The following is an 8,783-nucleotide window of genomic DNA, read 5'->3' as shown; positions in this document are numbered from 1 at the left end:
TGCTCATTGCTATGATCTCGAAAAAACGTGAAGTATGCGGCATATTTTTGCGCTTTTCCTTAACTTAATGGCAGTGAGGCTCCAGCGTGGGAATGCCGTCTCGTCCGCTCCCGCGGACTCAGCTCAGAGGCTTAAGTTACGGTGTTGTCGAAACAGCTCGCGGCTCTGCAAGGGCCGCGTGCCGAGATAGGGTGCGAGCAGGCGCCGGGTCAGCAGCTTAGCCGTCTTGGCCGCCGGTCCGCTCAGGGGTTCGCCGGCCGCCAAACCCAGGAGGAGTTCGCCCGCTAGGGCGTACCGCCCGTCTCCGGTGCCTGCGGCACGTAGGCCTGATTCCTGCTCATAGACATAGTAACGTCCCGGCGCCACCGGTCGACCGCTCCCGGCCTCTCGGTCGAGCTCCACCGCATAGCCGATCTCCCGCAACAGCCGCAGCTCGAAGTGCCGCAATACCGTCTCCACATCCTCCCCAGCCGCCAGCGCAGTGAGGGCCGCGGCGTAAAAGGCGAACAGGTTCTCATGGGCATCGCCCCGCCGCAGCAACCGGACCAGGAGCTCGTTGAGATAGAACCCGCAATACAGGAGCTTGCCCGGCAGCTCGGCCGCAGGCCCGGCCGCCTCGTACCGTATCAGTGTTTTGACCTCGCCCCGCCCGCTCCAGCTCAACCACAGGGGTCGGAAGGGTTGCAGTATCTCACCGCCGGCGGGGCGGCCCCGGCGGTGCTGTCTGGCGCCCTTGGCGAGGACGGCTTGCCGGCCATGGATGGCCGAGAAGATGTCCAGGATCAAACTGGTGTTGCTGAAGTTGCGCCGGTGGAGCACGAAACAGCGTTGCAGATGGTCGCGCGCGGCCTGGTCCGAGCGACTAGCCATATGCACCCGTTACCGGTCCGGGTAGCCCAGGCCCGCCAGCGCCGCTGCATCGCTCGACCAGCGCTGCTTGACCTTTACCCAGACATCCAGGTGCACCGGGCAGCCGAACAGTACCTGCATCCGTAAACGCGCCTGCCTCGCCGCTAGCTTGAGGGATTCGCCCTGCTTGCCGATAACGATCGCCTTCTGCCCCGGCCGCTCCACCCAGATCAGGGCCCTGATCCGATAGCGCCCGCCCTGGTCCTCGAAACGCTCGATCTGGACGGTGGCACGATAGGGGAGCTCGTCCCCGTAACGCCGCATGAGCTGCTCGCGCAAGAGCTCGGCGGCAAAGAAACGCTCGGGGCGGTCCGTGAGCTGATCGGACGCAAAGACGGCCGCCCCCGCCGGCAGTGATTCCATCACCAGTCCTGCGAGCCGATTGACCTGATCGCCGGTGGCGGCGGAGACCGGGACCAGTGCCGAAAAGGCATGGCGTGCCGAGAGCTCCCGGAGGTAGGGCAAGAGACGCGATTTGTCCCTGACCCGATCGATCTTGTTGATCACCGCGATGGCAGATACTCCGGCAGCGACGACCGTGCCCAGGGCCTTGGCGTCCTCCGCCGTGAAATGCAGGGCCTCGACCAGGAACAGGACCAGATCGACATCCCTGATCGTGGCGCGGGCGGTCCGGTTGAGATAGCGGTTCAGGGCGCTACGGCCCCGTTCGTGGATGCCGGGGGTGTCGACATAGATCGCCTGCGATTGCCTTTGAGTCTTGATGCCTAAGATCGCATGCCGGGTGGTCTGTGCCTTGTCCGAGGTGATCGCCAGCTGGTGACCGAGCAGCCGATTGAGGAGGGTGGACTTGCCCACATTGGGCCGGCCCACGATGGCTACGAAGCCACAACGCGTAACCCCCATCTCGGCGGTCGGGTCTTGGCCTGCCGCAGATGCCGGGGAGATGGTCAGATTGTCAGACATCATTCCGTTTCCGCCCCGCAACGGCCCATGGACGGGCTTTTGCGACACCCTCGGAGGGAGAGGAATGCAGCGCGTGGTGTGCCCAACTCACTAACTAGTGGCGATGTTTCCATTTAAACTCTAACCATTACCCATGGCCGCAAAACGCGCCGCCCCGAACAGCGGCGCCCGCTGTTCGAGGATGACTTTGACTGGCATGCGCCGCATCAGCTTGGTCATGGGGCCTTTGTCGAAAAATGCCTCGAGGAAGGGGCCCCGGCGCAGCAGATCGAGATTCTTCGGGGCGATGCCGCCACCTAGATAGACACCCCCGACGGCCATATGCTTGAGGGCCAGGTTACCCGCCTCGCGGCCATAGAAGTCCATGAAGCGCTGCATGGTCTCGGCACAGACGGGACAAGACCCATCCGCGGCCGCAGCCGCAATGGCCGCCGGCTTATCCTCGACCGCCACCTCCTGCATAGGGTCCGAGCCACCGGCGCCGTGCCGTTCCCGCAAAAAGTCGTAGCTGTCCGCGATCCCCATTCCGGAGACCACACGCTCCCAGCTCACATAGCCGTAACGCCCCTGGAGCCTGAGTAACAGCGCCAACTCCCAATCGTCGCGGGGGGCAAAATCCGCGTGGCCGCCCTGGGTTGCGAATGGCCTGTGGCAGGTCCCGTCCCAGTACATACCTGCCTCCCCCAGTCCGGTCCCGGCTGCCGCCACGCAGGCATTGCCTACCGGGTTCGGCTCACCCGGATGGAGCACCTCGAGGTCGGCGGGACCCAGGGTGGCGATACCCCAGGCCATGGCCTCCAGGTCATTGAGCAGGTGCACCGCGCGCAGACTCAGTGTGCGTTCGAGGTGGCGGGCACTCGGGGCCCAAGGGAGATTGGTGATCTCGCTGCGGTCGTCCTGTACCGGTCCGGCCACGGCAAAGGCCGCGGTCTCGCAAGTCCTGCCCGTCTCCGCGAAAAAGCGGGCGACGACCGCCTCCAGGGAGGCGAAATCATGGCTCGCATAACGCCGCTCATCGCTCAGACGGATGGCACCGGCATCCGTCTCGGCAATCGCCAGGACGGTCTTGGTACCGCCGATATCCCCCACCAATATCTGCATGGCTTCAGCCTCCAGCCTTGATCTAAGCAATCCTGAATTATTTGGCGTCGTCGGGAGGGAAAAGATCCCTCCTGCGTCGGGACAGGGTTTGACGTGTTGCGTTCGACGCATAACGGTTTGTCGATTTCCTTCGGTGTTCGTGCCGGCGTCTTAACGCAACCTACACTCACAATGATCCCCCGCGCGGCCTGCTCGCACGGACCTCGCGTTAAGTGTAGATAGGCGGGTTGAAGGCGAAGGGACTCCCGCGCTCGATAGCGCGGGAGCATGCGGATACTACTTGTCGGAGCTAGACGCGGGGGTTGCCGGTGCCGGTGCGGTGACGGCGGGATAGCCGAGATAGGGGATGCCGCCCCAGTATGGATGGCCCCAGGCTCCATAGTAGGGGTAGCCCCAGCCTCCATAACGGGGATAACCCCAACCTCCGTAGTAGGGGTGGCCCCAGCCGCCGTAATAGGGATGGCCCCAGCCGCCGTAGTAGGGATGGCCCCAGCCGTAATAGGGGTAGTCCCAGCCCCACGGGCTGCCGCCCCATCCACGCATTGCATTGAAGGGACCGAAGAAAGCCTCGGCCGAGAAGGTGGTCAGGGCCGTAGTGCCGGCAACGGCGGCGGCCAGTACCAAGCGCTTGTTTCGGATCATCTGTTTCCTCCCAATCATCTCGTCGAGTGCGGACCCGAACCATCAGTGGTCCGCTCAAGCTGAAAGATTACTGCGGCTACGGGGCTCTGTATAGAGGCAAATCAAATTTCGCTTATCTGTGAGATGCTGATGCTTGCGCAAAATCGGCAAACTGATGCGTCAGGCTCCACCGCAGAAAAAGTAAAAAATCCCCCTTAGAAAGGGGGGCTTTGGTCTAACCCCTAGAAGGGGATAAATGTGCCTTGCCTCCAGAGGAGGCAAGGTCTGGCTGTCCCCAGGATAGAGCGAGGTCGGCTAGAACTTCAGCCTACCCTGCTCCACGAGGTGTTCCCGTTTCGCTTGGTACTGGACATAAGCCCGGATCTTCTCTGCATCGAGTCCGACCGTGTCGGCGCAGTAGCCCTTGACCCAAAAGTGATTACCCCAATAGGGCTTACGTTTTAAGTGCTGAAACCGGTTGAAGACCCGAATCGCCGTTCGACCCTTCACCGTCCCGACATAATCCGATACCGAAATCTTTCCTCAGTTCGAGACTGTGGGGACAGCTCAAACTTAGGAGTACCATTGAGTCGTGCTATCGGCAAAGCCTCAGCACTCTGACCACGTCCAGAGGACGTGGATTTCTACATCGCATTAAAAAGGGGGTGAGTCGTCGATGGGTGCAGCTCATCCTTATACTATCGGCGACTGGCGACTGGCGACTGGCGACTGGAAGCTGGAAGCTGGAAGCAATTTGTCCGTCGGTAGGAAAATTGATACGTGCTTGTCTTACGACTGTCATAAATCACGTTGACCCTCTAAGAAAATCTCCTATACTATGTTGCACTGCACAAATGGGGGGCGGTTTCTATGCCGGTGTACGACTGCACCATCCGGGTTCCGGGCGGTCGCGGTGGTTGTGCCCTGATCGGCTTCAGCCGGTTAAAGTGTTGGCATGCATCGTGCACTAGGTGATCGATCCGATGGGTTTCGAGTGAGCCCGCGGGAATCTGTATGAACAGCTTGCATCAACCTGAAAGCCGCGGGGAAGCATCGGCGGACGAGCCGGTGCCCGAGGCCGATAAGGAGCAGGAAACACAGCCGCAAGGTCGCCGCGAGATTGGCGGTCCGCCGGGGCTGGAACCCACCCGCTATGGGGACTGGGAGAAGGCGGGCCGCTGCATCGATTTTTGATGGGATCCCCCGCGGCATTCCTGCCAGGTTGTTGACATCCATCCGAGTGCGGGCGAGTGGGAGGAATTTTTCGTGCTGATGATCGTGCTGATCAGACGCGGCGAGGAAGGGTAGGGTGGGCTATGCCCACCAGTAGGCGCAGTATTGGTGGGCACAGCCCACCCTACGGGTTCTGTTCACCGAGCCGCAACTTAAAATCACCCGGAAATGGGCCACAATCGGACCTGAGCACGATGAATGTCAGTAGCCCCTAATCCCCTTTCAGATTCGTCAATGTGACACGAGGTAAGGCGTATGGGTAACACCGACCGACCGCTCTCTCCGCATCTACAAGTTTACAAACCGCAGCTCACCGCGGTTCTTTCCATTCTCCACCGCGCCACCGGCGTGTTCTTAAGCATAGGTTCCCTGTTGTTGGTCTGTTGGCTGGCGGCCCTGGCGAAGGGGCCCGAGAGCTATGCGACGGTGCAGGGACTTCTCGGTTCCGGAATCGGACGCACGCTCTTGTTGGCTTGGGTATTCGCGCTCTTCTATCACCTGTGCAACGGCATGCGTCATCTGTTCTGGGATATGGGACTCGGGTTCGATATGGACACGGTCTACGCCTCCGGGAGGTTTGTAGTCGTGGTGGCGATCACCCTGACCTTGATTACCTTCGCCATGGCCTATGCGATCCGGGGAGGTCTCCTATGAACATGCGTGCACCATTGGCACGGGTGCGTGGGCACGGCTCGGCGAAGTCGGGGGCCCACCACTGGTGGGCGCAACGGCTGTCGGCCATCGCCTTGGTCCCGCTCTTTCTGTGGTTCGTCGCGTCCTTGACCGTCATCGCAACGGCCGACTATGCAACGGCCGCGAAATGGGTCGGTTCCCCCTATAACAGCGCGCTGCTGATCCTGCTGATCGGGGCCCTGTTTTATCACGCCCAGTTGGGGATGCAGGTGGTCTTCGAGGACTACATCTCCACCCCCTGGTTACAGGTAGCGAGCATTATCCTGGTTAGATTCCTGGCCCTGTTGTTGGCCGTCGTTGCAATCGTCGCGGTTCTGCGCATCGCCTGGGGGGGGTAAACCATCATGTCGGAAGCTTATCAGATCGTCGATCACGCCTATGATGTGGTGGTGGTCGGCGCCGGCGGTGCGGGTCTCAGGGCAACCTTCGGTGCCGCCGCCAAGGGCCTGACCACGGCCTGCATCACCAAGGTGTTTCCCACCCGGAGCCACACGGTGGCCGCCCAAGGGGGGATGAGCGCCGCCCTCGGCAACATGGGGGAGGATGACTGGCGTTGGCACATGTACGATACGGTCAAGGGCTCGGATTGGCTGGGGGATCAGGATGCCATCGAGTATATGTGTCGCGCGGCCATCCCCGCCGTCATCGAGCTGGAGCACTATGGCGTGCCCTTCTCGCGCACCGATGAAGGCAAGATCTATCAACGCCCGTTCGGGGGGATGACCACCAACTACGGACAAGGCACCGCCCACCGCACCTGTGCCGCCGCCGACCGTACCGGGCACGCCATCCTCCATACACTCTATCAGCAGAGCCTGCAATTCAAGGCAGAATACTTCATCGAGTACTTCGCGCTGGATCTGATCATGGATGACGAGGGCGCCTGTCGCGGTGTCATGGCCTGGGACCTGGACTCCGGAACCCTGCATCGGTTCCGCGCCCATCAGGTGATTCTGGCCTCCGGCGGCTATGGCCGGGCCTACTTCTCCGCCACCTCGGCCCATACCTGCACCGGTGACGGCAACGCCATGGTCCTGCGCGCCGGGCTACCGGTCCAGGACCACGAGTTCGTCCAGTTCCACCCCACTGGCATCTACGGCTCCGGCTGTCTGATCACCGAGGGGTCTCGGGGCGAAGGGGGCTACCTGACCAATTCTAAGGGCGAGCGCTTCATGGAGCGCTATGCGCCCAACGCCAAGGACCTCGCCTCCCGCGATGTGGTGAGTCGCTCCATGACCATCGAGATCCGCGAAGGGCGGGGGGTGGGCCCCGAGGCCGACCATATCTACCTGCACCTGGAGCATCTGGGTCCGGAGGTCCTCAACGAACGGCTGCCCGGCATTTCGGAGTCCGCGCGCATCTTTGCCGGCGTGGACGTGACCAAAGAGCCCATCCCCGTATTGCCGACGGTGCACTACAACATGGGCGGCATCCCGACCAACCTGCACGGGGAGGTGGTGACCCTGCGGGACGGAGACCCGGACGCCGTGGTTCCCGGCTTGATGGCCATCGGCGAGGCCGCCTGCGTCTCGGTCCATGGGGCCAACCGTCTGGGCTCCAATTCCCTGCTGGATATCGTCGTATTCGGTCGTGCCGCCGCCGAACGTTGCGCCGAGGTCATCAAGCCCGACACCAAGCACAAATCGCTGCCGGCGGATGCGGACGAGAAGATCGTGCAGCGCTTCGATCGGCTACGCCATGCCAAAGGCTCCCGGCCCACGGCGGAGATCCGCCTGAAGATGCAGAAGACCATGCAGAACTACGCGGCGGTCTTCCGTACCGGCGAGACCCTGGACGAGGGCGTCAAGCTGATCGGCGAGGTGCGCGCATCCTTCGGCGACGTCGGCGTCACCGACAGAAACATGGTCTGGAACTCGGATCTGGTGGAGACCCTGGAGCTGGACAATCTGTTGGCGTTGTCGGTGGTGACCATGCACAGCGCCCGCAACCGGACCGAGAGCCGGGGGGCCCACGCCCGAGAAGACCATCCGGAGCGCGATGACGAAAACTGGCAGAAGCACACCCTGGCCTGGCTCGGGGAGACAGGCGAGCCGACCATCGACTACCGGCCGGTCCACGACTACACCCTCACCGACGAAGTCGAAGTAGTCCCGCCCAAGGCGCGTGTCTATTGAGCCGGTGCGGACAACGGTAGTGAGTGACGATGACTGACAAACACGAGGAATGAGCCAATGGCTGAATTTCGGCTGCCGAAAAATTCGGTCGTGCAACCGGGTAAGACCTTCAAGGCCGCTGACGGCGCGAAGAACACCAAGCGGTTCGTGATTTACCGCTGGGACCCGAACTCCGGCGAAAACCCGAGCACCGACACCTACGAGCTCGATCTCGACAGCTGCGGCCCCATGGTTCTGGATGCCGTGCTCAAGATCAAGAACGAAGTGGATTCGACGCTATCGTTCCGCCGCTCCTGTCGCGAGGGCGTGTGCGGCTCCTGCGCCATGAACATCGACGGGACCAACACCCTGGCCTGCACCAAGGCGATCGCTGACATCAAGGGCGATGTAATGATCTATCCCTTGCCACATCTGCCGGTGGTGAAAGACCTGGTGCCGGATCTCACCAACTTCTATGCCCAGTATGCCGCCATCAAGCCCTGGATGTGGACCCAATCGACCCCGCCGCCGGATCGGGAGCGCCTGCAATCGAAAGAAGACCGGGCGAAGCTGGACGGGCTCTACGAGTGCATTCTCTGTGCCTCCTGCTCCACCAGCTGCCCCAGCTATTGGTGGAACGGCGACCGCTATCTGGGACCCGCGGCCTTGCTCCAGGCCTATCGCTGGATCGCCGACAGCCGCGACGAGTCCACTGGCGAACGGCTCGACGAGCTGGAAGACCCCTTCCGGCTCTTCCGCTGTCACACCATCATGAACTGCACCAACACCTGCCCGAAAAGCCTCAATCCGGGCAAGGCGATCGGCGAGATCAAGCGGATGATTGCCATGCGGGCGCTGTAGGTCACACGGTCTTTCGCATGGGAATTCTTTTTTCCGCAAATGAACGCGAATCAACGCAAATTGGTCGCAATCGGTTCGCCATCATCGATAATTCCTGATCCATTTGCGTGCATTTGCGTTTATTTGCGGATAAATCTTTCGTGAGGGACCGACCGGCTCTATGTTATCGGTAATTCAGATCATCCGTACTAAGCAAAAAAAAGGACACCCATTTTGTTTGACTTGACCCTCCCTCTAAGCTAGTATTCCTCTCAACCCAATATTCTCAGCTAGGAGTCCGACCGTGACCGCTCCCCGCTCGGTTCTTGTTTCCCTTGAGGATACCCC

The 8,783-nt window shown here is 61.5% G+C and carries 10 protein-coding genes; 5 read left to right on the top strand and 5 right to left on the bottom strand.

Annotated elements, in window-relative coordinates; all coding sequences use genetic code 11:
• Positions 1–123: 123 nt before the first annotated feature.
• From recO to BQ17_RS03505, 5 genes are all read right to left on the bottom strand, one after another.
• Positions 124–870 carry a DNA repair protein RecO gene (gene recO / locus BQ17_RS03525; protein WP_089724357.1) on the bottom strand — a complete coding sequence of 249 codons (747 nt, stop codon included), beginning with the start codon at positions 868–870 and terminating at the stop codon, positions 124–126.
• Positions 871–879: 9 nt separating this feature from the next.
• Positions 880–1,773: a GTPase Era gene (gene era, locus BQ17_RS03520; protein WP_089724358.1), complete on the bottom strand. Its 894-nt coding sequence runs from the start codon at positions 1,771–1,773 to the stop codon at positions 880–882.
• 180 nt (positions 1,774–1,953) lie between these two features.
• Positions 1,954–2,934, bottom strand: a complete 981-nt coding sequence (gene glk / locus BQ17_RS03515; protein WP_089724355.1) for a glucokinase — start codon at positions 2,932–2,934, stop codon at positions 1,954–1,956.
• Positions 2,935–3,210: 276 nt separating this feature from the next.
• Positions 3,211–3,576: a hypothetical protein gene (locus tag BQ17_RS03510; RefSeq protein ID WP_089724353.1), complete on the bottom strand. Its 366-nt coding sequence runs from the start codon at positions 3,574–3,576 to the stop codon at positions 3,211–3,213.
• Positions 3,577–3,870: 294 nt separating this feature from the next.
• Positions 3,871–4,092 (bottom strand): transposase, encoded by a 222-nt coding sequence (locus tag BQ17_RS03505; RefSeq protein WP_256091461.1) that lies wholly within the window; start codon positions 4,090–4,092, stop codon positions 3,871–3,873.
• A 477-nt stretch (positions 4,093–4,569) separates the two neighbouring features.
• Here BQ17_RS03505 and BQ17_RS03500 point away from each other — a divergent pair, with 477 nt between their 5' ends.
• The 5 genes from BQ17_RS03500 (at position 4,570) to BQ17_RS03480 (ending at position 8,456) form a co-directional block, all read left to right on the top strand.
• Positions 4,570–4,749, top strand: coding sequence for a DUF1674 domain-containing protein (locus tag BQ17_RS03500; RefSeq protein WP_089724351.1), 180 nt, complete (start codon positions 4,570–4,572; stop codon positions 4,747–4,749).
• Between the two features lie 294 nt (positions 4,750–5,043).
• On the top strand, positions 5,044–5,442 hold the full coding sequence (sdhC, locus tag BQ17_RS03495; RefSeq protein WP_089724349.1) for a succinate dehydrogenase, cytochrome b556 subunit: 399 nt from the start codon (positions 5,044–5,046) through the stop codon (positions 5,440–5,442).
• On the top strand, positions 5,439–5,819 hold the full coding sequence (gene sdhD, locus BQ17_RS03490) for a succinate dehydrogenase, hydrophobic membrane anchor protein (protein ID WP_089724347.1): 381 nt from the start codon (positions 5,439–5,441) through the stop codon (positions 5,817–5,819). Before sdhC ends, sdhD begins: the two co-directional genes overlap by 4 nt.
• A 6-nt stretch (positions 5,820–5,825) precedes the next feature.
• Positions 5,826–7,616, top strand: coding sequence for a succinate dehydrogenase flavoprotein subunit (sdhA, locus tag BQ17_RS03485; RefSeq protein ID WP_089724346.1), 1,791 nt, complete (start codon positions 5,826–5,828; stop codon positions 7,614–7,616).
• Between the two features lie 57 nt (positions 7,617–7,673).
• Entirely contained in the window at positions 7,674–8,456 is a 783-nt protein-coding gene (locus BQ17_RS03480) for a succinate dehydrogenase iron-sulfur subunit (RefSeq protein ID WP_089724344.1), read from the top strand.
• The last annotated feature ends 327 nt before the right edge of the window (positions 8,457–8,783 follow it).

The sequence above is a fragment of the Candidatus Thiosymbion oneisti genome (assembly GCF_900092655.1).
Taxonomy (GTDB): domain Bacteria; phylum Pseudomonadota; class Gammaproteobacteria; order Chromatiales; family Chromatiaceae; genus Thiosymbion; species Thiosymbion oneisti.
This window is presented reverse-complemented; position numbering and strand designations above follow the sequence as displayed.

Bases quoted from the DNA above. Each gene is read 5' to 3' on its own strand.
- recO (WP_089724357.1), bottom strand. From the start codon at position 870: ATGGCTAGTCGCTCGGACCAGGCCGCGCGCGACCATCTGCAACGCTGT.
- era (WP_089724358.1), bottom strand. From the start codon at position 1,773: ATGGGGGTTACGCGTTGTGGCTTCGTAGCCATCGTGGGCCGGCCCAAT.
- glk (WP_089724355.1), bottom strand. From the start codon at position 2,934: ATGCAGATATTGGTGGGGGATATCGGCGGTACCAAGACCGTCCTGGCG.
- BQ17_RS03510 (WP_089724353.1), bottom strand. From the start codon at position 3,576: ATGATCCGAAACAAGCGCTTGGTACTGGCCGCCGCCGTTGCCGGCACT.
- BQ17_RS03500 (WP_089724351.1), top strand. From the start codon at position 4,570: ATGAACAGCTTGCATCAACCTGAAAGCCGCGGGGAAGCATCGGCGGAC.
- sdhC (WP_089724349.1), top strand. From the start codon at position 5,044: ATGGGTAACACCGACCGACCGCTCTCTCCGCATCTACAAGTTTACAAA.
- sdhD (WP_089724347.1), top strand. From the start codon at position 5,439: ATGAACATGCGTGCACCATTGGCACGGGTGCGTGGGCACGGCTCGGCG.
- sdhA (WP_089724346.1), top strand. From the start codon at position 5,826: ATGTCGGAAGCTTATCAGATCGTCGATCACGCCTATGATGTGGTGGTG.
- BQ17_RS03480 (WP_089724344.1), top strand. From the start codon at position 7,674: ATGGCTGAATTTCGGCTGCCGAAAAATTCGGTCGTGCAACCGGGTAAG.